At 68.9% G+C, this 22,057-nt stretch carries 21 protein-coding genes; 1 reads left to right on the plus strand and 20 read right to left on the minus strand.

Annotation, left to right across the window (positions count from 1 at the left end; all coding sequences use genetic code 11):
• Positions 1-85: 85 nt before the first annotated feature.
• From atpD to thrC, 20 genes are all read right to left on the minus strand, one after another.
• Positions 86-1,534, minus strand: coding sequence for a F0F1 ATP synthase subunit beta (gene atpD / locus AB0I38_RS22670; RefSeq protein WP_358471182.1), 1,449 nt, complete (start codon positions 1,532-1,534; stop codon positions 86-88).
• Between the two features lies 1 nt (position 1,535).
• Positions 1,536-2,438 carry a F0F1 ATP synthase subunit gamma gene (locus AB0I38_RS22675; RefSeq protein ID WP_358471184.1) on the minus strand — a complete coding sequence of 301 codons (903 nt, stop codon included), beginning with the start codon at positions 2,436-2,438 and terminating at the stop codon, positions 1,536-1,538.
• Positions 2,439-2,441: 3 nt separating this feature from the next.
• Complete coding sequence (gene atpA / locus AB0I38_RS22680) at positions 2,442-4,091, minus strand: F0F1 ATP synthase subunit alpha (RefSeq protein WP_358471186.1); 1,650 nt, start codon at positions 4,089-4,091, stop codon at positions 2,442-2,444.
• Positions 4,092-4,114: 23 nt separating this feature from the next.
• On the minus strand, positions 4,115-4,924 hold the full coding sequence (locus AB0I38_RS22685; RefSeq protein ID WP_358471188.1) for a F0F1 ATP synthase subunit delta: 810 nt from the start codon (positions 4,922-4,924) through the stop codon (positions 4,115-4,117).
• Positions 4,924-5,475, minus strand: coding sequence for a F0F1 ATP synthase subunit B (locus AB0I38_RS22690; RefSeq protein ID WP_358471190.1), 552 nt, complete (start codon positions 5,473-5,475; stop codon positions 4,924-4,926). Before AB0I38_RS22690 ends, AB0I38_RS22685 begins: the two co-directional genes overlap by 1 nt.
• Positions 5,476-5,510: 35 nt before the next feature.
• Positions 5,511-5,741: an ATP synthase F0 subunit C gene (gene atpE / locus AB0I38_RS22695; protein ID WP_132595523.1), complete on the minus strand. Its 231-nt coding sequence runs from the start codon at positions 5,739-5,741 to the stop codon at positions 5,511-5,513.
• A 72-nt stretch (positions 5,742-5,813) separates the two neighbouring features.
• Positions 5,814-6,605 (minus strand): F0F1 ATP synthase subunit A, encoded by a 792-nt coding sequence (gene atpB, locus AB0I38_RS22700; protein WP_358471191.1) that lies wholly within the window; start codon positions 6,603-6,605, stop codon positions 5,814-5,816.
• Between the two features lie 67 nt (positions 6,606-6,672).
• Complete coding sequence (locus AB0I38_RS22705; protein WP_189126105.1) at positions 6,673-6,888, minus strand: AtpZ/AtpI family protein; 216 nt, start codon at positions 6,886-6,888, stop codon at positions 6,673-6,675.
• Positions 6,889-6,956: 68 nt separating this feature from the next.
• Positions 6,957-7,376, minus strand: coding sequence for a hypothetical protein (locus tag AB0I38_RS22710; RefSeq protein WP_358471193.1), 420 nt, complete (start codon positions 7,374-7,376; stop codon positions 6,957-6,959).
• 129 nt (positions 7,377-7,505) lie between these two features.
• Complete coding sequence (locus tag AB0I38_RS22715; RefSeq protein ID WP_358471195.1) at positions 7,506-8,786, minus strand: glycosyltransferase family 4 protein; 1,281 nt, start codon at positions 8,784-8,786, stop codon at positions 7,506-7,508.
• Positions 8,787-8,843: 57 nt separating this feature from the next.
• Positions 8,844-10,109 (minus strand): serine hydroxymethyltransferase, encoded by a 1,266-nt coding sequence (gene glyA, locus AB0I38_RS22720; RefSeq protein WP_358471197.1) that lies wholly within the window; start codon positions 10,107-10,109, stop codon positions 8,844-8,846.
• Positions 10,110-10,216: 107 nt separating this feature from the next.
• A complete protein-coding gene (locus tag AB0I38_RS22725; protein WP_358471199.1) occupies positions 10,217-10,594 on the minus strand; it encodes a hypothetical protein in 378 nt (125 codons plus the stop codon).
• Complete coding sequence (locus AB0I38_RS22730; RefSeq protein ID WP_358471201.1) at positions 10,594-12,444, minus strand: hypothetical protein; 1,851 nt, start codon at positions 12,442-12,444, stop codon at positions 10,594-10,596. The genes AB0I38_RS22725 and AB0I38_RS22730 overlap by 1 nt, the downstream gene beginning before the upstream one ends.
• A 266-nt stretch (positions 12,445-12,710) precedes the next feature.
• Entirely contained in the window at positions 12,711-13,358 is a 648-nt protein-coding gene (locus tag AB0I38_RS22735; RefSeq protein ID WP_358471203.1) for an L-threonylcarbamoyladenylate synthase, read from the minus strand.
• A 10-nt stretch (positions 13,359-13,368) separates the two neighbouring features.
• A complete protein-coding gene (gene prmC, locus AB0I38_RS22740) occupies positions 13,369-14,223 on the minus strand; it encodes a peptide chain release factor N(5)-glutamine methyltransferase (RefSeq protein ID WP_358471204.1) in 855 nt (284 codons plus the stop codon).
• A complete protein-coding gene (prfA, locus tag AB0I38_RS22745; RefSeq protein ID WP_358471206.1) occupies positions 14,220-15,272 on the minus strand; it encodes a peptide chain release factor 1 in 1,053 nt (350 codons plus the stop codon). The genes prmC and prfA overlap by 4 nt, the downstream gene beginning before the upstream one ends.
• Positions 15,273-15,363: 91 nt before the next feature.
• On the minus strand, positions 15,364-15,582 hold the full coding sequence (rpmE, locus tag AB0I38_RS22750) for a 50S ribosomal protein L31 (protein ID WP_358471208.1): 219 nt from the start codon (positions 15,580-15,582) through the stop codon (positions 15,364-15,366).
• A gap of 195 nt (positions 15,583-15,777) precedes the next feature.
• On the minus strand, positions 15,778-17,865 hold the full coding sequence (rho, locus tag AB0I38_RS22755; RefSeq protein ID WP_358471210.1) for a transcription termination factor Rho: 2,088 nt from the start codon (positions 17,863-17,865) through the stop codon (positions 15,778-15,780).
• Between the two features lie 453 nt (positions 17,866-18,318).
• Complete coding sequence (thrB, locus tag AB0I38_RS22760; protein WP_358471212.1) at positions 18,319-19,227, minus strand: homoserine kinase; 909 nt, start codon at positions 19,225-19,227, stop codon at positions 18,319-18,321.
• Positions 19,228-19,342: 115 nt separating this feature from the next.
• Positions 19,343-20,401 (minus strand): threonine synthase, encoded by a 1,059-nt coding sequence (thrC, locus tag AB0I38_RS22765; RefSeq protein WP_358471214.1) that lies wholly within the window; start codon positions 20,399-20,401, stop codon positions 19,343-19,345.
• A 168-nt stretch (positions 20,402-20,569) separates the two neighbouring features.
• On the opposite strand from thrC, the gene AB0I38_RS22770 reads away from it, so the two are divergent.
• Positions 20,570-22,057 carry a glycosyltransferase gene (locus AB0I38_RS22770; protein ID WP_358471216.1) on the plus strand — a complete coding sequence of 496 codons (1,488 nt, stop codon included), beginning with the start codon at positions 20,570-20,572 and terminating at the stop codon, positions 22,055-22,057.

The following is a 22,057-nucleotide window of genomic DNA, read 5'->3' on the forward strand; positions in this document are numbered from 1 at the left end:
GGTTCCTTTCCGATCAGGTGGTGGCGCGACCATGGCCGCACCACCACCGTAGCTCCGGGCTCGCGACGCCCTCTGGCTGGGCGATCTAGCGACGCTCGAGTTCCTTGGCCTTGGCGATGGCCTGGTCGATGCCACCGACCATGAAGAACGCCTGCTCGGGCAGGTGGTCGTACTCGCCCGCGCAGAGGCCCTTGAAGGAGGCGATCGTCTCGTCCAGCGGCACGTTCTCGCCGGGCTGACCGGTGAACGCCTCGGCGGCGTACATCGGGTGGGACAGGAACCGCTCGATCCGGCGCGCGCGCTGGACGGTGACCTTGTCCTCTTCGGAGAGCTCGTCGATGCCGAGAATCGCGATGATGTCCTGGAGCTCGCGGTACTTCTGCAGGATCCGCTTGGTCTCCTGGGCCACCCGGTAGTGCTCCTCGCCGACGATCTGCGGGTCGAGGATCCGGGAGGTGGAGTCGAGCGGGTCCACCGCGGGGTAGATGCCCTTCTCCGAGACCGGCCGCGAGAGCACGGTCTGCGCGTCGAGGTGCGCGAACGCGTTGTGCGGCGCCGGGTCGGTGATGTCGTCGGCGGGCACGTAGATCGCCTGCATCGAGGTGATCGAGTGACCACGCGTCGAGGTGATGCGCTCCTGGAGCACACCCATCTCGTCGGCCAGCGTGGGCTGGTAACCCACGGCGGACGGCATCCGGCCGAGGAGCGTGGACACCTCGGAGCCGGCCTGGGTGAAGCGGAAGATGTTGTCGATGAAGAGCAGCACGTCCTGCTTCTGCACGTCGCGGAAGTACTCCGCCATCGTCAGGGCGGACAGGGCGACCCGCAGACGGGTGCCCGGCGGCTCGTCCATCTGACCGAAGACGAGCGCCGTGTCCTTGAGGACGTCGGCCTCCTCCATCTCCAGCCAGAGGTCGTTGCCCTCACGGGTGCGCTCGCCGACGCCGGCGAACACCGAGGTGCCACCGAAGTTGCGGGCGACTCGACGGATCATCTCCTGGATGAGGACGGTCTTGCCCACACCCGCGCCGCCGAACAGGCCGATCTTGCCGCCCAGTACGTACGGCGTGAGCAGGTCGATGACCTTGATGCCCGTGACGAGCATCTCGGTGCGCGACTCGAGCTGGTCGAAGGCCGGCGACGGCCGGTGGATGCCCCACTTCTCCTCGATCTTGAGGGAAGCGGTGGGAACGTCGAGCGACTCGCCCAGCGTGTTCCACACGTGGCCCTTGACCACGTCACCGACGGGCACCGAGATCGGCGCGCCGGAGTCGGTGACGGCCGCACCGCGGACCAGTCCGTCGGTCGGCTGCATGGAGATGGCCCGGACGAGGTTGTCGCCCAGGTGCTGGGCGACCTCGAGGGTCAGCACCTTGTTGTCCTCGCCGAGCGTCACATCGACGTTCAGCGCGTTGTAGATCTCGGGCATCGCCTCGACGGGGAACTCCACGTCGACGACGGCCCCTGTGACGCGAGCCACGCGGCCGACACCGGCCGCCTGGGTCTCAACAGTCTCAACAGCCTCTGCAGTCATTTCACTCTTTCCCCGCTGCGGCGTCAGCGAGGGCGCTGGCCCCACCGACGATCTCGCTGATTTCCTGGGTGATCTCGGCCTGGCGAGCCTGGTTCATCTGCATGGTGAACACGCGGATCAGCTCGTTGGCGTTGTCCGTGGCGGACTTCATCGCGCGACGGCGGGCGGCCTCCTCGGAAGCCGCCGACTCGAGCAGTGCCGTGAAGATGCGGGACTCCACGTAACGCGGCAGCAGCGACTCCAGCACGTCCGCCGCGGTCGGCTCGAACTCGAAGTACGGCGGGATCGCGTCGCTCTCGGACGCCTCGGTCTCCTCGACCTCCAGCGGCAGGATGCGCTTGACCACGACGTTCTGCGTGAGCATCGAGACGAACTCGGTCGAGACGATGTGGATCTCGTCGATCCCGTTGTCGTCCTTGAACGACTCGATCAGCGTCTCGGCGATCTGCTTGGCGTCGCGGTAGGAGGGCGCCCGGGAGAACCCGACCCACTGCCCGCCCATCTCCCGGTTGCGGAAGGAGTGCCAGGTGACACCCTTGCGCCCGGTGACGAACGGCACCACGGAAAGGCCGCGGCTCTCCAGCAGCCCGCGCAGGGCCTCGGCCTCACGCAGCACGTTGGCGTTGAAGCCGCCGCAGAAGCCGCTGTCGCTGGTGACGACGAGTACGCCCGCCTTGCTCGGGTTCTCCTTCGCCACGGTCAGCGGATGGTCGACGCTGGCCGCGTTGCTGACGACGCCGGTGACGGCGCGAGTGATCTCACGCTCGTACGGCAGCGCCGCCTGCATCCGCATCTGCGCCTTCACGATCCGCGAGGAGGCGATGAGCTCCTGGGCGCGCGTGATCTTGGCCGTCGACTTGACCGACTTGATCCGCCGCCGCAGCAGCCTTAGCTGGGCACCCATGGCCTACTTCTTCTCCGCCGAGCGGACGACCCTGCGGATCTTCTCCTGGCCGACCTCTTCGGCTTCGAGCGGCGCGACCGGCTCGTCCTTGACCAGCAGCTCGCCGGAGGAGGTGGTGAAGCCCTTCTTGAACTCCGTGACGGCGTCCTTGAGGGTGGTCACCGTGTCGTCCGACAGATCGTTGGTCTCGCGGATGCTGTCGAAGACGCCCTTGTGGCTCGCCTGCAGGTAGTCGAGGAACTCCGTCTCGAAGCGGCGGACGTCCTCCACCGGCACCTCGTCGAGCTCGCCGGTGGTGCCGGCCCAGACCGACACGACCTCACGCTCGACCGAGAACGGGGAGTACTGGGCCTGCTTGAGCAGCTCGGTCAGACGCTGACCGCGCTCCAGCTGGGCCTTGGACGCCGCGTCCAGGTCGGAGGCGAAGGCCGCGAAGGCCTCCAGGTCGCGATACTGCGACAGCGACAGGCGCAGCGTGCCCGCGACCTTCCGCATCGCCTTGATCTGCGCCGAGCCACCGACTCGGGAGACCGAGATACCGACGTTGATGGCAGGGCGGATACCGGCGTTGAAGTAGTCGGTCTCCAGGAAGCACTGACCGTCGGTGATGGAGATGACGTTGGTCGGGATGAACGCCGAGACGTCGTTGCCCTTGGTCTCGATGATCGGCAGACCGGTCATCGAGCCGGCACCCATGTCGTCGGAGAGCTTGGCGCAGCGCTCCAGCAGACGGGAGTGGAGGTAGAACACGTCACCCGGGAAGGCCTCACGGCCCGGCGGGCGGCGCAGCAGCAGCGACACGGCGCGGTAGGCGTCGGCCTGCTTGGTCAGGTCGTCGAAGACGATGAGGACGTGCTTGCCCTGGTACATCCAGTGCTGGCCGATGGCCGAACCGGTGTAGGGGGCGATGTACTTGTAACCAGCCGAGTCGGAGGCCGGGGCGGCCACGATCGTGGTGTATTCGAGCGCGCCCGCCTCTTCCAGGCGAGCCCGCACCTGCGCGATCGTCGAGCCCTTCTGGCCGACCGCGACGTAGACGCAGCGCACCTGCTTCTCCGGGTCACCGGAGACCCAGTTGTCGCGCTGGTTGAGGATGGTGTCCACGGCGATCGCGGTCTTGCCGGTGCCACGGTCACCGATGATCAGCTGGCGCTGGCCGCGGCCGATCGGCGTCATGGCGTCGATCGCCTTGATGCCGGTCTGCAGCGGCTGCTTCACCGGCTGGCGCTGGACGACCGAGGGGGCCTGGAGCTCAAGGGCGCGCAGGCCCTCGGACTCGATGGCGCCCTTGCCGTCGAGCGGCTTGCCCAGGGGGTCGACCACACGGCCGAGGAAGGCGTCGCCGACGGGCACGGACAGGACCTCGCCCGTCCGCCGGACCGTCTGGCCCTCCTCGATGTGGCTGAAGTCACCCAGGATGACGACACCGATCTCGCGGGTGTCGAGGTTCAGTGCCAGGCCGCGCGTGCCGTCCTCGAACTCGAGCAGTTCGTTCGCCATCGCCGAGGGAAGGCCGGAGACATGGGCGATGCCGTCGCCACAGTCGACGACGGTCCCGATCTCCTCGCGCGCGGCGCCTTCCGGTTCGTACGCCTGGACGAAGCGCTCAAGCGCGTCCCGGATCTCGTCCGGCCGGATCGTAAGCTCCGCCATCTCTACTCTGTCTCCCTATTCGCCTAGCCGGCCAACCGGCGGCGGACTTCTTCGATTCGTCCCACAATGGTGGTGTCGATGATCTCGTCGCCGATGCGGACCGAGAAGCCACCGAGCACTCGCGGATCCACCTCGACGTTCAGGTGCACGTCACGACCGTAGGAGGACCGCAGCCACGCCGCCAGGCGTAGCTTCTGCTCCTGGGTCAGGTCGACGGCGCTGCGCACCACCGCGACAAGGCGCTGGCGCTGCTGCGCCACCAACTGGCCGACCTCCTGCAGTCCTGTCTCCAGGCTACGTCCTCTGGGGTGCACTGCCAGCTGCGTGATGAGACGCAGGCTGGTCGGCGCGACCTTGCCACCGAGCAGGTCGCGCAGCAGCTGCCGCTTGCCCTCTTCGGGGGCCGCCGCGTCGGTGAGCGCGCGACGGAGGTCGGGGTTGGCGGCGACGACGCGGCCGAAGCGGAAGATCTCGTCCTCGACCTCGTCGAGCGTGCCCTGGCCTTCGGCCTCGGCGGCCGCGGCCACGACTCCGAGCCGCTCCAGCACGTCGGCCAGGTCACCGGCGCGCGACCACCTGGCCGCGACGGCGGCCTCGGTGGTGGCGACGGCGGCCTCGCCGACCTTGCCGTCGAGCAGCGCGCGCACGGTCCGCGCCTTCTGCTCACCGGCCCTGGCCGGGTCGGACAGCGCGCGACGCAGGCCGTGCTCACGGTCGAGCAGATCCGCGATCGCGAACAGCTCGTCGGAGAGCGTGCCGAGGTCGGCACTGCCGGCGACCGCGTTGAAGCGCTCCTCGACCTCTGCCAGCGAGCTTCTGCTCAGGCCTCTCATTAACGCACCGCCTGCGCGCCGGAGCCTTCGAGCTCGTCGAGGAACCGGTCGACGGTGCGACGCTGCCTGACCTCGTCCTCGAGGGACTCACCGACGATGCGGCCGGCCAGGTCGGTCGACAGGCGGCCGATCTCCGTGCGGAGCTGGGCGAACGCCTGCTGACGGTCGGCCTCGATCTGGGCGTGCGCGGCCTCGATGAGGCGCCGGGCCTCTGCCTGCGCCTCCTCGCGGAGCTCCGCCTTGATCTGCGCGGCCTGCTCGCGAGCCGACTCACGAAGACGCGAGGCCTCGTGCCGCGCCTCGGCGAGCTGGTCTCGGTACTGCTGCTGCAGGGCCTGCGCCTCGGCCTGGGCCTCTTCCGCCCTCTTGATGCCGCCCTCGATGGCGTCGGTCCGCTCGGCCAGCGTCTTCTGGATACGCGGGACGAGCATCCTGCCGACGACGAGGACGACGACGAAGAACGCGAAAATACCGACGACGAGCTCGTAGACGTGCGGGATGAGAGGGTTGGCGCCCTCCTCCGCCGCGAGGAGCGTAGCTGCCATAGTCATGGATGCAGCCTTTCGTCAGGGGATTCTTCTGGTCGTCAGATGGCCTGGAAGATGAACGGCGCGACCAGACCGATCAGGGCGAGGGCCTCGGTGAGGACGAAGCCGAGGAGCATGTTCTGCCGGATCAGGCCGTACGCCTCCGGCTGGCGCGCGATGGCCTGCACGCCCTGACCGAAGATGATGCCGACGCCGATGCCGGGGCCGATGGCGGCGAGACCGTAACCGATGGCGGTGACGTTGCCGGAGACCTCAGCGAGAACGCTCATTGCTGTTTTCCTTTACTGGACGGCCGGTGAAGCGGAGTCTCCACCGGTCTGGACTATTCCGGTCTGTGGTTATCAGTGCTCGGGATGCAGCGAGCCGCCGATGTACATCGCGGCCAGCATCGCGAACAGGAATGCCTGCAGGAACTGGATGAACATCTCGAACCCAGTCAGGATGATCGTCATGACGACGCCGATGACGCCGACACCGGCGCCCATCGGGGTCAGCTTCTCGAAGAGGAACCAGAAGCCCACCATGCTGAAGAACGCGAGGAGCATGTGACCCGCGAACATGTTGGCGAACAGTCGCACGGCGTGGGTGAACGGCGCGATGATCATGTTCGACAGGAACTCGATCGGGGCCAGCAGCAGGTAGATCGGCTTAGGCAGCCCCGGGGGGAACATCATGTTCTTGAAATAGCCGCCCGCACCCTGGTGCTTGACGCCCAGGTAGACCTTGAGCACGTAGATCGAGAGGGCGAGCACGGCCGGGAAGGCGATGTGCGAGGCCACCGGGAACTGCGCGAGCGGGATGACGCCCATGACGTTCCAGATCAGCACCAGGAAGAAAACGCTCAGCAGCAGGCCCATCCACCGGTCGGCGTCCTTGCCCAGGAAGGGCCGGGCGACCTGGTCGCGGACGAACATGTAGCCGTATTCGGCGACGTTCTGCACGCCCCTGGGGACGATCTTCGGATTGGCGAAGGCCGCCCAGCAGAAACCGATCACGAGGACCGAGCTGAGGAGTGCGAGCAGAACCGGCTTGGTGAACCAGTCGACCCCGGCAATGATGGGGGGCAAGTTGAACAGCTCGTCGGGCATCGGCGCCCCGAACTGATCGTCGGCGAGGACCGTCAGCGCAGTCACGCGGCGTTCCCTTCAACGTCGTAGTGGATCACAAGGGTTTCCTCAGCGAAGCGATCGCTACGTGGGGCTAGCGACCGTACTTCCGGTAGACCAGATAGACGGATAGCACGACCCCCAGGACGACGCCTATGGGGAAGAACGCGGACGTGTCGAGCCAACGGTCCAGCAACCAGCCGCCACCGCCATAGATCGCCATCCCGGCGAGCAGGGAGCTGGGGATCGACCAAGCGGCGTTGGCGAAGTCCTGACCGTCGTCTTCCGGTCGGCGTTCCTGTTCGCTCATCGCGGGCCTGACGATAGCAGGAGCGAGGAGGACTAGTCATATCGGACCCCAGCCTTTTACCAGCGACATCAGTCGCCCTTTCCGGGGACCTTGGCTTCGGGGTCGACGTACAGCATCTTCGTTTTGATGAAAGCGCGGACCTCGAAGGCAGTCCAGACGATGGTGCAGACCACGACGGACCAGGCGAAAGCCTTCGTGTTCCACGCCGTGGTGTCACCGAAAGTGGCCAACATCACCATGATGACGATGACTTTGACGAGATAACTGCCCATGGCGGCGATGGCCATGATCTGCGGGGACACCCGTGCGGCGTAGCTGATGGCCACCACGCTGATGCTGAAGAAGACTCCGACGAGCAGCGTGCCCAGAGTCGCGCCGAGCGCTCCCTTGCCTCCGGCGAGCACGAGGGCCACGACCACGGCGACCACTCCCGCCGCGAAGGTGGGGATCGCGGCGCTCTTGAGGACGCGCACGTCGTTGGCCTGCATCGATGCTCCAGAAACGATTGTCAAGCGAGCGTTTGCTACTCCCAGAGTGTATGCAATGGGAGCCCCTGCTCGTGAAAGATATCACAAGCTCACAGAAGACCGCTTTTACCTGCCGTTTCTAGTTCACGATCATGAACTACCCGGGAAGGCGGGAATGACCGGTTTGCCCTCGGCGCTGGCGCGTTCCTGACGAGGATCGTCCGCCCGGCGAACCGGCCGCGTGACGTCGGTCGTCGGCAGGACGGGCGGCATCGGCCCGGTGGGCGGGCCGTCGTCGTCGGTCGGCTCCTTGCCGCGGGTGTGCGCCCCGCCGCGACCGCGCCAGCGCGGGGCGGCCATCAGCACCAGCACGCCGATCGCGAGCAGGATGACCACGGGGAACAGCAGGACCGGCACTCCCCGCCAGGACATCGCGACGATGCCGAACGAGAACAGGAGTGCCCAGGCGTACATGATGAGGACCGAACGCCGGTGCGAGTGCCCGATGTCCATCAGCCGGTGGTGCAGGTGGCCGCGGTCGGGCGCGAACGGCGACATGCCGTAGGACGTGCGCCGCACCACGGCGGTGATGAGGTCGACCAGCGGTAGCACCAGCACGGCCGCAGGCAGCAGCAGCGGGAGCAGGACCGCGAACTTGTTCATGTCCTCGATGACCGCCGGGTCGAGCGGCGTGACGGTGACGATCGAGGAGGCGAGGACCAGGCCGATCAGCATCGCGCCCGTGTCGCCCATGAAGATCTTGGCGGGATGGAAGTTGTGCGGCAGGAAGCCCAGGCAGGTGCCGATGAGGACGGCCGCGATGCCCGCCGTGGTGGTGATGTTGTTGCCGCTGATGCTCTGCGACAGCAGGATCGAGTAGGCCCAGGTCGACATGGCCGCGATGCACACGATCCCGGCCGCCAGCCCGTCGAGCCCGTCGACGAAGTTGACGGCGTTGATGGTGACGACCACGACCAGGATGGTGATGATGGTGCTGAGCGTGTAGTCGAGGCTGGTGGAGCCGCCCCAGTCCTTGGGCAGCGGAAGGTAGACCAGCCTAAGGTCGTAGTAGACCAGCACCCCGGCCGCCGCGACCTGACCGGCCAGCTTGATGAAGGGGTCCATGCCCCACCAGTCGTCCAGGAACCCCGTCAGGGTGATGATGCCGCCGGCGATGAGCAGCGCCGTCACCGGGTCGCCGCCTTCGCTGAGCGCCTTGCCGGTATGGGTCAGCTCGCTCGCCACCAGCAGACCCGCCACCAGCCCGCCGAACATCGCCAGCCCGCCCAGCCGAGGCGTGGGCGTGGTGTGCACGTCGCGCTCGCGGATCTCCGGAGCGGCCCCGATGCGGATCGCGAAGCGGCGCACGAGCGGGACGAGGAGATACGTCACCGCCGCCGCTACGAGCGCCATGAACAGGTATTCGCGCACGGACCTAGTTTCCCGGATGCTCCGGCCAACTGTGACCGGAAAACGACACAGACCAGCTTAATATTCGCTGAGATATGGCTGATGGATGGACAGAAGCGCCGACACCCTCTCCCTGACGTCGGCCGCTGAGCCGGGCCGGAGCACCGCCTGCGCCACCAACGTCCCCACCTCCTTGAGCTCCTGGGGCCCCATCCCCTGTGTTGAGACGCACGGGGTGCCCACCCGGATCCCCGAAGTGACGGCCGGAGGCTCCGGATCATACGGGATCGCGTTGCGGTTCAGTGTGATTCCCGCCGCGGCGCAGCGTCTTTCGGCCTCGACTCCGGACACGCCCAGCTCGCGCAGGTCGATCAGCGCCAGGTGGGTGTCGGTGCCGCCGCTGACCGGCCGCATGTCCTCCGCCGCCACCGCGTCGCACAGCGCCTGCGCGTTGGCGACCACCCGCCGGGCGTACTCGGCGAACTCGGGCCGCATCGCCTCACCGAACGCCACCGCCTTCGCCGCGATGACGTGCATCAGCGGGCCGCCCTGGATGAACGGGAACACCGCCCGGTCGATCCGCGCGGCCAGCTCCGCCGTGCACAGGATGCCCCCGCCGCGCGGTCCGCGCAGCGCCTTGTGCGTGGTGAACGTCACGACGTCCGCGTACGGCACCGCGGACGGGATCGCCCCACCGGCCATCAGCCCGATCGGGTGCGCCATGTCAGCCAGCAGCCAGGCGCCCACCTCGTCGGCGATGCCGCGGAAGGCGGAGAAGTCGATCAGCCGCGGGTAGGCGGTCGCGCCGCAGACGATCAGTTTCGGCTGGTGACGCACCGCCAGGTCCCGGACCTCGTCGTAGTCGATGAGTTCGGTGTCGCGACGGACGCCGTACGACACCACGTCGAACCATCTTCCCGAGAAGTTCACCCTGGAGCCGTGGGTGAGGTGGCCGCCGTGCGGCAGCGCCATCGCCAGCATCGTGTCGCCCGGCCGCAGCAACGCCGCGTACGCCGCCAGGTTGGCGGAGGCTCCGGAGTGCGGCTGCACGTTGGCGTGGTCGGCGCCGAACAGCCGCCGGGCCCGGTCGATCGCCAGCCGCTCGGCCCGGTCGACGACCTCGCAGCCGCCGTAGTAGCGCCTGCCCGGGTAGCCCTCGGCGTACTTGTTGGTGAGGGTGGAGCCGAGCGCCGCGAGAACGGCGGGCGAGGTGAAGTTCTCGCTCGCGATCAGCTGCAGCCCATCGCGTTCGCGCTCGAGCTCGTCGAGCAGCACCTGGGCCAGTTCGGGGTCCTCCCGCTGGAGCAGGCCGAAGTCCGGGCCGTAATAGGGTTGTCCACCCATTTCTCCACTGTACGACCGAGTGTCCGGTTTTCCCACAGGCCCATGAGGACGCATCGTTCGCCCGGCGTCACATCCCCGTACACCTCGGCACTCTCGGCGCGCCTCGGTCAGGAGAAGGCGTGAGGCGCGCCCGCGGCGCTGGGGATCCAGCGAGGAGTGTCGGCGGCCTCGTCGCTGATCGAGGTCAGCACCGCCTGACGGTAGAGGGCGAGCCTCTTACGCCACTCGCCGATGTCCTCGACGTAGCGGCTCCCCACCGGGGCATCCCACGTCTGCGGGCTCCTGGCCAGCCGGTACGCCTTGTCGAGGGCCGTCGTGAGGCCCTCCAGCAGCGGCAGGGCGGTCTGCCAGGCGTTGACCAGGCGTTGGTACTCGGGATTGAACTCCCAGGCCCTGGGCTGCACGCTGAGCGGATCGTTGCCGGCCGTGACCGGAGGTCTCTCCCCCGGTCGCATCGGCTGGGGCGCGGGCGGGTCCACGTACATCACTCGCTCCTCTCGCGCGGGCCCGGATCGACCGCGCCGGGCGGACCGTCCGGCTCGACGTGCCTGGGCGCCCATTCGCCCCTGCCGTACTCGCCGGCCGGGACCTCGACCCCGGGCATGTCCAGCGGCTCCACGTCCCTGGCGTGGGTCATCAACGTCCTCAACCCGTCGAGGTCGAGCGGCGCCGCCTCGGCGGACACCACGTCGCTCCCGTCGTTCGCCCACCTCGTGGCATCGCTCTCCACCCCGGCTCCCCGCCCATCCCCGTCGCTCTGTCCTGCCGCCTCGCCCCCGGCGACCGGCGCGTCCCCGGTTCCGGCCGGCGGAGTCGGGTCGATCACCACCGGCTCCCCTTGTCCAGTCCCTCCCTCACCATCGCTGCCGCGCTCCGGCACACCATCACCATCCGCATCGGACCCACGATCGGGCTGAACACCGACCTCCCGATCCGCCCGCGCATCCGCACCACGATCCGGCACACCATCACCATCCGCATCAGAACCCCGATCCGGCGGAACACCCGCATCCCGATCCGGCTTTGCGTCGGCGGGAGAATCGCGGCCGGGCGTGGGGTCGGCCGGTGAGCAGTTGTCGCCACCTGAGGTGTCGGTCGCGGGAGCGGAGTCACCCGGATTGGGTATTGCGGTGGAGCCGCCGGACGTGTCGGTGACTGGAGTGGCGCCGCCGGACGTGTCGGTGACTGCGGTGGCGCCACCTGAGGTGTCGGTGACTGGAGGAGCCGGTGAGGCGTCCGCCGGGGTCGCGGGCGCGATCGTGCCGGCTGGGCCGTCCGGCCGGATTTCCCTGGCCGCCCACTCGCCCTTGCCGTACTCCCCTGACGGGACCTCCACGCCGGGCAGGTCGAGCGGCTGAATGTCGCGGGCGTGGTCGACGACCGTTCTCAGCCCGTCCATGTCCAGAGGGCCGGCCTCGGCCGAGACCACGTCGCTGCCGTCGTTGGCCCACTTGCTGACGTCCGAGGTGCCGGTGCCGTTGCTGGCATCGGGCGACTGGCCGTCGCCGCCCGGGGACGGCATGTCGATCGGCTGGACGTTGTCGATGTTCTCCAGAAGCTCGCGCAGTTGCTCGGCCGTGGGCGGATCGATCGGGACCTGGAGCACCTTGACCCCATCGACCTCGATGACCTGCGGTTTGTGCGGGTCGGAGTCGTCCGGATGATCCTTGGCCGGAGTGTCCACCCGCTGTCCGTCGGACTCAGCGCCACGGTCCCGCCTGCTGTCCCGATCGTCATCCTTCGGCTCGTCACCAACCGCCGCATCATCCCCGGTCTTCGGAACATCGTCAGACGGCTTGGTCTGGTCGCCCGTCCTCGCGTCCTCAGACGGCTTGGTCTGGTCACCGGTTTTCGCGTCGTCACACGCCTTCGAACCGTCCTCAGACGGCTTCCCATCCCGGGACTTGGCATCGTCCCCGGTCTTCGGCACATCATCCGACCGCTTGGCCTGATCCCCCGTCTTCGCATCCTCAGACGGCTTATCCGACTTCGCATCATCACCAGACTTCGGCACATCATCCGACCGCTTAGCCTGATCGCCCGTCTTCGCATCCTCAGACGGCTTATCCGACTTCGCATCATCACCAGACTTCGGCACATCATCCGACCGCTTAGCCTGATCGCCCGTCTTGGCATCGTCCCTGGTCTTCGGAGTGTCCTCTGCCGGTTTGGCGGGGTCGGTGCGGGGGTTGTCGTCGTGGGAACGGCCGTCTCGTTGTTCCTTGGGCTCGTCGGCGGGCTTGCCGTCGGCCCCGACCGTGGGGGCGGAGTCGCCCCGGGGCCGGTCGGCCTTCTTCTCCAGCAGCCCCAGCCGGTCGTTGACGTCCTTGACCATGGTGTCGGCGGCCTCGGCGACCTGGACGGGGCGGTGTGTGGTCTGGGTGGCCAGGCCCGCCCGGGTCATGACCTGCGCGACCCGGGCCTCGGTGGTGCGCAGCTGGGTGGCCGCCTGCTTCACCTCGGCCAGCAGTTCGCGGACCAGTTGGGGATCCATGCCGTCGAACTTGCCCATGGGCTACTCCCGGACGTCGTGGCCGCTCCGGAAATCACCGTAGGCATCCGGCGGGCACCAGCGCAGCCGGGATAAGCAGACGGTATATGTCAGTCGTCTGTCGCGACGTAGCCGATGATGCCGCGCAGCTTCTCGACGGGGATCGTCCCGCGCCGCAACAGCCGTGGCACGGCCGAGGTCAGGTCGAGGATCGTGGACGGGGTGTTGTCGGTGGTCTTGCCGCCGTCGAGGTAGACGGCGACCGCGTCGCCCAGCTGCTCCTTGGCCTCGTCGGCGGTGACGGCCGCGGGCGCGCCGGAGCGGTTGGCGCTGGAGACGGCCATCGGCCCGGTCTCCTTGAGCAGGTCGAGGGCGACCGGGTGGAGCGGCATGCGGATGGCCACGGTGCCCTTGGTGTCACCCAGATCCCAGGAGAGCGCCCGGTTGGCCTTCCACACCAGCGTGAGCGGGCCGGGCCAGAAGGCGTCGATGAGGTCCTGGCCGTAGGGGCCCAGGTCCTCGACGAGGGCGCCGGCGGCGCGCACGGTGCCGACGAGGACGGGCGGCGGCATGTCACGGCCGCGCCCCTTGGTGTCGAGTAGCGCGGTGACCGCCGCAGGAGTGAAGGCGTCGGCGCCGATGCCGTAGACGGTGTCGGTCGGCAGCACGACCAGCTCGCCGCGGCGCACCGCGGCGGCGGCCTCGGTCAGGCCCTCGGCGCGCTGCTCGAGGTCGGTGCAGTCATAGCGTTTGCCCACGCCGTGCATCCTAGTCCTGGCCGAGCCGTGCGGTGACGAAGCGGTCCCTGCGGGTCAGATCCTGGCGCAGGCGTACGTCGCGCCAGCCGTTGTCCTCGGGGAACGTGAGATAGACCGACCGGCCCTGCTCGTCAGCGTGCTCGACGGCGACCCAGCCGCCGGGGCGCAGCAGGCGCCGGGCGGTGCGCTCGACCGCGCGTACCTCGCCGAGCCCGTCGTCGCCGGTGCCGTAGAGCGCCCGGGACGGGTCGTAGTCGCGCACCTCGGGATCGCGCGGGATCGCGCCGGGCGGGATGTAGGGAGGGTTGGAGATGACCAGGTCGACCTTGCCGTTGAGCTCGGGCAACGCCTCGGCCAGGTCTTCGGGGTGCAGGTGGACACGGCCCTGGCCGTGCTCCGAGATGTTGCGCTTGGCCCAGCCGTAGGCGTCGGGGTCGACCTCGACGGCGTGCACCTCGGCGAGGGCGACCTCCTGGGCGATCGAGAGCGCGATCGCTCCGGAGCCGGTGCCGAGGTCGACGACGAGCGGGGCGGCGACGTCCATCACGCGCAGCGTCTCGATGGCCCAGCCCGCCATGACCTCGGTCTCGGGGCGTGGCACGAACACTCCCGGCCCCACCTTCAGCTCAAGGTAGCGGAAGTAGGCGTGGCCGGTGATGTGCTGCAGCGGCTCGCGGGCCGCGCGCCTGGCGACGCCCTCCCAGAACAGCGCGTCGAAGTCGGCGTCCTTGACCGTGTGGAGCTCGCCCCTGCGCACGCCGTGGACGAAGGCCGCGATCTCCTCGGCGTCGGTGCGCGGCGACGGCACACCTGCCTCGGCGAGCCGAGCGGTGGCGAGGGCGATCTCGTCCAGCAGAAATGTCATGAGTGTTGTGCGAGCTTCTCCGCCATCTCGGCGTCGATGAGTGCCTGGGTGACGGCGTTGAGCTCACCGTCGAGGACTTGGTCGAGGTTATACGCCTTGAAGCCGACCCGGTGGTCGGAGATGCGGTTTTCGGGGAAGTTGTACGTGCGGACCCGCTCGGAACGGTCGACGGTGCGGACCTGCGACTTGCGCTCGGCCTGCGCGGCGGCGTCGGCCTGCTCCTGGGCGATGGCCAGCAGCCGGGCCCGCAGGATGCGCAGCGCCGACTCCTTGTTCTGCAACTGGCTCTTCTCGTTCTGGCAGGAGACCACGGTGCCCGTCGGCAGGTGGGTGATGCGGACCGCCGAGTCGGTGGTGTTGACGCTCTGCCCGCCGGGGCCGCTGGAACGGTAGACGTCGATGCGCAGGTCGTTGGGGTCGACCTGGACGTCGACCTCCTCGGCCTCCGGATAGACGAGCACGCCGGCGGCGCTGGTGTGGATGCGGCCCTGCGACTCGGTGACGGGCACCCGCTGCACGCGGTGGACGCCGCCCTCGAACTTGAGCCTGGACCACACGCCCTCGTCGCCCTTGGCCTTGATCGCGACCGTGACGTCCTTGAAGCCGCCGAGGTCGGAGGGCTGGCTGTCGATGATCTCGGCCTTCCAGCCGAGCCGCTCGGCGTAGCGGAGATACATGCGCAGCAGGTCGCCCGAGAACAGCGCGGACTCCTCGCCGCCCTCGCCTGCCTTGATCTCCATGATGATGTCCTTGTCATCATTGGGATCACGCGGGATCAGCAGGTGCTTGAGGCGCTCTTCCAGCTTCGGGACGCGCTCCTCCAGCTCGGCCGCCTCGGCCGCGAACCCCTCGTCCTCGCCGCTCAGCTCCTTGGCGGCGCTCAGGTCGTCGCGGACGGACTCGAGCTCGCGGTAGGTGTGAATGATCGGGGTGAGCTGGGAGTAGCGCCTGCCGAGGGTGCGTGCCTTGTTCTGGTCGGCGTGCACGGCGGGGTCGGCAAGCTGCAGCTCGAGCCCGGAGTACTCCTTGAGCAACTCGTCGAGGTTCACCGTGGATCCTTCTGTCTGGGTACGGGCGGGCCGTTCACCAACAACGCCGACCCGGCGCACCGTGGGTGCGTCCGGGCCGGCGTCGATGAAGCTACTTGTCCGCGGACTTCTTGCCGAAGCGCTTCTCGAAGCGGGCCACCCGGCCGCCGGTGTCGAGGATCTTCTGCTTGCCCGTGTAGAACGGGTGGCAGGCCGAGCAGACGTCGGCGTGGATGTTGCCGTTCTTGGCAGTGCTGCGGGTGGTGAACGTATTGCCACAGGTGCAGGTGACCTGGGTCACGTTGTAGTCAGGGTGAATGTCGCGCTTCATCGCTGTCCTTTCGGGGTGCGGTCGCCGGGTCGCCATGTGACGCGCTCACGCGTGGGCGGGAACCGGAACCGCTACGGGTCAGCTACCAGTGTGCCAGACACTGAAACCATCCCAGGCCACGATGCATTCCCTCGCGGGTTGACGTCATGCGAAAGGGGCGGCCGGTGACCCGGGCCGCCCCTTCCAGGTGGTGCGTCAGTCGCGGTCGTTGCTCACTATGGTCTTCTGGACCTGCAGGAGGAACTCGGCGTTGGACTTGGTCTCCTTCATCTTCTCCAGAAGAAGCTCCAGAGCCTGTTGCATGTCCAGCGCGTGGAGGACCCTGCGGAGCTTCCAGACGATCTGAAGCTCGTCCTTGGGCATCAGGATCTCTTCCTTACGGGTGCCGGACGCGTCGACGTCCACCGCGGGGAAGATGCGCTTGTCGGCCAGGGAGCGGTTGAGCTTGAGCTCCATGTTGCCGGTGCCCTTGAACTCCTCGAAGATGACCTCGTCCATCTTGGACCCGGTCTCGACCAGGGCCGTGGCGAGGATCGTCAGCGAGCCGCCGTTCTCGATGTTGCGGGCGGCGCCGAAGAAGCGCTTGGGCGGGTAGAGGGCCGTGGAGTCGACACCACCCGACAGGATGCGACCGGACGCCGGGGCCGCCAGGTTGTAGGCGCGGCCGAGGCGGGTGATCGAGTCGAGCAGGACGACCACGTCGTGGCCCAGCTCCACCAGGCGCTTGGCCCGCTCGATGGCGAGCTCGGCGACCGTGGTGTGGTCCTCGGCGGGACGGTCGAAGGTCGAGTGGATGACCTCGCCCTTGACCGACCGCTGCATGTCGGTGACCTCTTCGGGCCGCTCGTCCACGAGCACGACCATCAGGTGGCACTCGGGGTTGTTGCGGGTGATCGCGTTGGCGATCGACTGCAGCACCATCGTCTTACCGGCCTTGGGCGGCGAGACGATGAGACCGCGCTGGCCCTTGCCGATCGGCGAGACGAGGTCGATGATCCGCGTGGTGAGGACGTTGTGCTCGGTCTCCAGGCGCAGGCGCTCCTGCGGGTAGAGCGGCGTGAGCTTGTTGAAGTCGGGCCGGTTGCGGGCCTGCTCCGGGTCCATGCCGTTGACGGTGTCGAGGCGGACCAGGGCGTTGAACTTCTCGCGGCGCTCGCCGTCGCGAGGCTGGCGGACGGCGCCGGTGATGACGTCGCCCTTGCGCAGGCCATTGCGGCGGATCTGGGCGAGCGAGACGTAGACGTCGTTGCTGCCCGGCAGGTAGCCGCTCGTCCTGACGAACGCGTAGTTGTCGAGAATGTCGAGGATGCCGGCGATCGGGATGAGAACGTCGTCGTCGCCGATCACGGGCTCGGTGCTGTCGAAGCGGTCGCGGCCACGGCCACGGTTGCGCTCCCTGAAGCGGCCCCGGCGGCCACGGCCGCCGCCGTCGTCGTCGCCCCGCTGGTCAGTACGCTGGTCGCCCCGCTGGTCGGAGCGGCTGCCGGTGTCGACCCGCTGGTCGGAGCGTCCGCCCTCGCCACGGGAGCCGTCACGGCCACCGTCGCGGCCACTGTCACGACCGGCGTCACGACCGCCGTCACGACCGCCGTCGCGGCCACTGTCACGACCGGCGTCACGACCGCTGTCGCGGCCACCATCACGACCGGCGTCACGACCGCTGTCGCGGCCACCATCACGACCGGCGTCACGACCGCTTTCACGGCCGCCTTCACCGCGGTCGTTGCCGGAACGGTCGCCGCGGTCGCGGCGCTCGCCACGGCTGCGGCGCTCACGCCGGCTCTCGCCACGGTCGCCGCGCGGGTCACCGTGACCGGTGTCGGCGGGCTGAGAGGTCTGCTCGACGACCGGCTCGGCCGGTGCGACCGCGGGCTCGGGCGCCGTGACGACCGGCTCGGCGGCCTGCGGAGCGGGCTCCTCGACGGTCTTGGCGCGGGAGCGTTCCCTGCGGGCACGGGCCGGACGCTCGGTCACGGGCGCCGCCTCGGCGGTGACCGCGGCCACTGCCGGCGCCTCGGCCACGGGAGCAGGTGCGCTGTCTCCGGGACTGACGCCCTGCTTCTCCTGGATGGCCGCGATGAGCTGGCTCTTCCGCATCCGTCCGGTGCCGCTGATGCCCAGCTCGGCGGCCATCTTCTGCAGCTCGGGCAGCACCTTGGCGGAGAGGCCGGTGCCGGAGCGACGCGCACGGGGCTTGGCCGCGGCGCGGGTGGGGGTGTCGCCGGACGCCGGCTGCGCAGGCGAGCCTGGTGCGTCGGAGAGGAGTTCGGTGGTGTCGCTCAACTAAAAGGTCCTTCCCAGGGGTCGGGCCCCGGTTTTGTTCTGCCGGGCGTCCCGGAGGTGCTTGCGATCCGGCGCAGACCGGGTCGGGGTGCACTTTGCGATCTTCGGCCGTCGCTGGGGACGGCCGCCACTCTTGGGGAGGGGCTCGTCCAGGCCGTCACAGGACGGTGACGCGTGGAAGACACCCCCCAGATTGCCGTCGCCAGCCAGATGTCGAGGTGATTCGAACGCGCAAGCCCCCGTCGTCGCCGCCTCACTTTGGGCCAACCGGGTGTGGGCCAACCGGAGGTAACGGATTCCGGGGAGACAGCCGCGCCGCCCACGCCTCACGGCGTGAAGCACAATGCAGCAATGCATGGCTGACAAGCACGCACCCACCAAGGGGGCATCTGGTGCGGCTATCAGCCTAACATCACCAGCGCACACGACTATTCCCTGAAGGTCTAAGTGTCATCAGCGTGTCTCGGGGAACTGAACGTTCGCACCAACTGGGTCGACGTCCATTAGCTGGATGTGCCAGTCATTACCCACTTCTGGCGCGATCAAATCCTGCGAATCCGGTGTCGAAAACGCAAGAACCGTGGGACCCGCCCCCGAGACGACCGCGGGCACGCCCACTGCACGGAGACGTTCTACCAGATCCGCACTCCGCGGCATCGCAGGCGCGCGGTATTTCTGATGGAGCCGATCTTCCGTCGCGGCCAGCAGTAGCTCGCGATCCGGTGACTGGAGCAACGCCGCGATCAGCAGCGCGGTCCGGCCGGCGTTGAAGGAGGCGTCCTTGTGGGGCACGTCCTTCGGAAGAAGCCCCCGAGCGGTCTCGGTGGCCAGTCGAGTCGCCGGAACGATCACGACGGGCCGGATGCGCGCATCGGGGATTAGTTTCACCATACGCGGTGCGCCGGAGTGCTCGGTCCAGGCGATGGTCAGCCCTCCGGCCAGGCACGGAGCCACGTTGTCGGGGTGGCCCTCCATCTCGGTGGCGAGCGCGAGCAGCTCGTCGTCGGACAGTTCGCCCTCGCCGGCCAGCGCGCGCGCGGCGAGCAGGCCCGCGCAGATCGCCGCGGACGACGAGCCGAGCCCCCTGGCGTGGGGGATCCGGTTGCGGCAGTGCAGGCGGATCCCGGCGGGCTGCGCCATGCCCATCCGGTCGAACGCCTTGCGCATGGCCTTGACGACCAGATGGCCCTCTCCGAGCTCGACCTCGCCGGCGCCCTCGCCTTCGACGGTCACCTGGACGCCCGGCTCACCGGTGAGCGTCGCCTCGACTTCGTCGTGCAGGCCCAGCGCCAGGCCCAGGGAGTCGAACCCGGGCCCCAGATTGGCCGACGTCGCCGGCACGTGGATCACCACGGTGCTCATCGGTCAGACTTACCTCTCGGTCCGCGACCCCGCGCGCGGCCGAGCCACGCCGGGATCGTACAGATGAACGTCCGGATGACTGTCCGGACGACTGTCGCCGCGCAGGTGTGCGGCGCTAGGCGAGGTTGAGCGCGCCTGCCGCGGCCTGGACGTCGATGGGGATCGTGACCGGGGCCGGAGCGCCCGCGATGGCCCAGTCGGGGTCCTTGAGACCGTTGCCGGTGACCGTGCAGACGATGCGCCGGCCGGGCTCGATCAGGCCCCGCGCGTGCGCCTGCAGCAGGCCGGCCACGCTGGCCGCCGAGGCGAGCTCGACGAACACGCCCTCCTCCTGGGCCAGCAGCTTGTACGCGGCGGCGATCTGGCGGTCGGTCACCGACTGGATGTCGCCGCCCGACTCGTCGCGCGCGGCGATGGCGAGCTGCCAGGAGGCCGGATTGCCGATGCGGATGGCGGTGGCGATCGTGTGGGGATGGGCGACCGGGGCGCCGTTGACGATGGGCGCGGACCCGCTGGCCTGGAATCCGAACATCCGGGGGGCCTTCGACGACACCCCGTCGGTGAGATATTCGCGGTAGCCCATCCAGTAGGCCGAGATGTTGCCCGCGTTGCCCACGGGAATGCAGTGGATGTCGGGCGCGTCGCCCAGCGTGTCGACGATCTCGAAGGCGGCGGTCTTCTGGCCCTGGAGCCGGAACGGGTTGACCGAGTTGACCAGCGCGATCGGGTAGCTGGAGGACAGCTTGCGGGTCATCTCCAGGCAGTCGTCGAACGACCCCTCGACCTGCAGCAGCGTGGCTCCGTGAACGAGCGCCTGGGCCAGCTTGCCCATCGCGATCTTGCCGCGCGGCACCAGGACGGCGCAGGTGAGCCCGGCGCGCACCGCGTAGGCCGCGGCCGAGGCCGAGGTGTTGCCGGTGGAGGCGCAGATGACCGCCTTGGCGCCCTCTTCCACGGCCTTGCTGATGGCCATGGTCATGCCGCGGTCCTTGAAACTGCCCGTCGGGTTGGCGCCCTCGACCTTGAGGTAGACGTCACATCCGGTGAGGGCCGAGACGCGGTGCGCGGGCACCAGCGGTGTGCCGCCCTCCAGCAGCGTGACGACGGGCGTCTTCGTGGTGACCGGAAGACGCTCACGGTACTCCTCGATGAGGCCACGCCATGACCTGCTCATGATGACTCCCTACCTGCGTTGTCCGGCACAAAGTGTACGGGGTGCCTGGGAGGGGACGAGCGGCCGGAGGGCCCCGGACGGCCGGGACGGCGTGGCCGGGGCCGGACATGCCGCAATTGAGGAAATTCTCAGCAACTGTCGATAAGGTCGCGCCAGGGGGTCACCATCATGAGCGCGCGTCCCGCGATGACGCAGAACGACTTTTCTCCACTGCAGCCGCCCGAGCTCGGCGCCTGGTCGCCTGCCCTGTCGGTGAGCGTGGTGATTCCGGCGCACGGCGGGCCGCACCTGGAGCTGACGCTGGCCGCGCTGGCCGCCCAGACCTATCCGGGCCACCTGCTGGAGGTCCTGGTCGTCGACGACGGCAGCGAGCCGCCGATTCGGCTGCCGGAGATCAGGCCCGACAACACCCGCGTCGTCAGGGCCGGAAGCGGCTGGGGCATCTCCAACGCCGTCAACACCGGCGCCAATGCCGCCGACGGCGAGATCATCCAGCGGCTCGACGCCGACATGGTGGCCTGCCGGGAGCACATCGAGGCGCTCGCCCGATGGCACCATTTGACCGACTATCTGGTCACGATCGGCATGAAGAGGTTCGTCGAGGTGCCGTCGCTCACCGCGGGCGAGGTGTTCCGGGCGCGGCGGCTGGACGAGCTGTTCGACCTGGACCGGGCGGTGGCGAGCTCCACCGAGGCGACGATCGCCAAGACCGACGGGCTGCGCCGGAGCCGCAATCCCTACCACGTGTGCACGGGGCCGACGTTCGCGCTGCCCCGGGAGGTCTTCCACGCCGTGGGGGGTCTCGACCCGACGGTGGCCCGGGGCGAGGACACCGAGTTCGCCTACCGGCTGGCCATGCACGGGGTGGTGTTCGTCCCCGATCTGGAGGCGCGGGCCGTACATCTCGGGTTGCCGGCGCAGCACCTCGACCGGGAGCGGGCCGTGCGGGTCGTGGAGCCCTATCTCGCGCACCGCGTGCCGCTCCGGCGCGACCTGCGCAAGGATCGCGGGCGGCGGTGGCTGGTGCCGTACGTGGAGATCGTGCTGGACGTCACCGACACCTCCGAGGCGGTCGTGCGGCGGGCGGTGGCGGCGGCGCTCGACGGCAAGCTGCAGGACGTCGCGGTGACGCTGGTGGGGCCGTGGTCGCGGTTGCGCGAGGGACGGCGCTCGGTCCTCGGCGACCCGTGCTTCGAGCTGAGGCTGATGCGCGACCTGTTCGCCCACGACGAGCGGATCAGGCTGATCGACGAGGCCGCGCCCACGCCCGCGCCGACGCCGTTCCGCTATCGGGGGCCGGTGGATGTGCCGCTGCACCGCGCGACTCTCGAACGCATGGTGGAGACCGTGCAGAAGGACCTGACGGGCGTACTCGTCGTGGACCTGCCCGACGGCCGCACCGCCCGTCTCGAACGCACCTCCGCCCTGGGGCGCGCGCGGCTGCTCGCCGCGCCGGGCGCCGACCTCGACGATCTCGACGCCGTCATCGCCACCACCCACGGTGTACGGCACGTGTCACCGGAGCGCTACTGGCCCCCGGCGACCCCGGCCCCGGCCCCGACCTCGGCCGCCGCGGTCCCGGCGGCGGTCTCACCGGAGGAGCCGGTCGAGCGGACCCTCCTGGGCCGGCTGAAGTCGGCGCTGCGAACCGGCTGA

It is taken from the genome of Nonomuraea cavernae (assembly GCF_040655715.1).
GTDB classification, from domain to species: Bacteria; Actinomycetota; Actinomycetes; order Streptosporangiales; family Streptosporangiaceae; genus Nonomuraea; species Nonomuraea cavernae_A.

Bases quoted from the DNA above. Each gene is read 5' to 3' on its own strand.
- prmC (WP_358471204.1), bottom strand. From the start codon at position 14,223: ATGACATTTCTGCTGGACGAGATCGCCCTCGCCACCGCTCGGCTCGCC.
- rpmE (WP_358471208.1), bottom strand. From the start codon at position 15,582: ATGAAGCGCGACATTCACCCTGACTACAACGTGACCCAGGTCACCTGC.
- thrB (WP_358471212.1), bottom strand. From the start codon at position 19,227: ATGAGCACCGTGGTGATCCACGTGCCGGCGACGTCGGCCAATCTGGGG.
- atpE (WP_132595523.1), bottom strand. From the start codon at position 5,741: ATGAGCGTTCTCGCTGAGGTCTCCGGCAACGTCACCGCCATCGGTTAC.
- atpA (WP_358471186.1), bottom strand. From the start codon at position 4,091: ATGGCGGAGCTTACGATCCGGCCGGACGAGATCCGGGACGCGCTTGAG.
- AB0I38_RS22685 (WP_358471188.1), bottom strand. From the start codon at position 4,924: ATGAGAGGCCTGAGCAGAAGCTCGCTGGCAGAGGTCGAGGAGCGCTTC.
- AB0I38_RS22705 (WP_189126105.1), bottom strand. From the start codon at position 6,888: ATGAGCGAACAGGAACGCCGACCGGAAGACGACGGTCAGGACTTCGCC.
- AB0I38_RS22770 (WP_358471216.1), top strand. From the start codon at position 20,570: ATGAGCGCGCGTCCCGCGATGACGCAGAACGACTTTTCTCCACTGCAG.
- AB0I38_RS22675 (WP_358471184.1), bottom strand. From the start codon at position 2,438: ATGGGTGCCCAGCTAAGGCTGCTGCGGCGGCGGATCAAGTCGGTCAAG.
- AB0I38_RS22730 (WP_358471201.1), bottom strand. From the start codon at position 12,444: ATGGTCAAGGACGTCAACGACCGGCTGGGGCTGCTGGAGAAGAAGGCC.
- glyA (WP_358471197.1), bottom strand. From the start codon at position 10,109: ATGGGTGGACAACCCTATTACGGCCCGGACTTCGGCCTGCTCCAGCGG.
- AB0I38_RS22690 (WP_358471190.1), bottom strand. From the start codon at position 5,475: ATGACTATGGCAGCTACGCTCCTCGCGGCGGAGGAGGGCGCCAACCCT.
- thrC (WP_358471214.1), bottom strand. From the start codon at position 20,401: ATGAGCAGGTCATGGCGTGGCCTCATCGAGGAGTACCGTGAGCGTCTT.
- AB0I38_RS22710 (WP_358471193.1), bottom strand. From the start codon at position 7,376: ATGCAGGCCAACGACGTGCGCGTCCTCAAGAGCGCCGCGATCCCCACC.
- atpD (WP_358471182.1), bottom strand. From the start codon at position 1,534: ATGACTGCAGAGGCTGTTGAGACTGTTGAGACCCAGGCGGCCGGTGTC.
- AB0I38_RS22725 (WP_358471199.1), bottom strand. From the start codon at position 10,594: ATGTACGTGGACCCGCCCGCGCCCCAGCCGATGCGACCGGGGGAGAGA.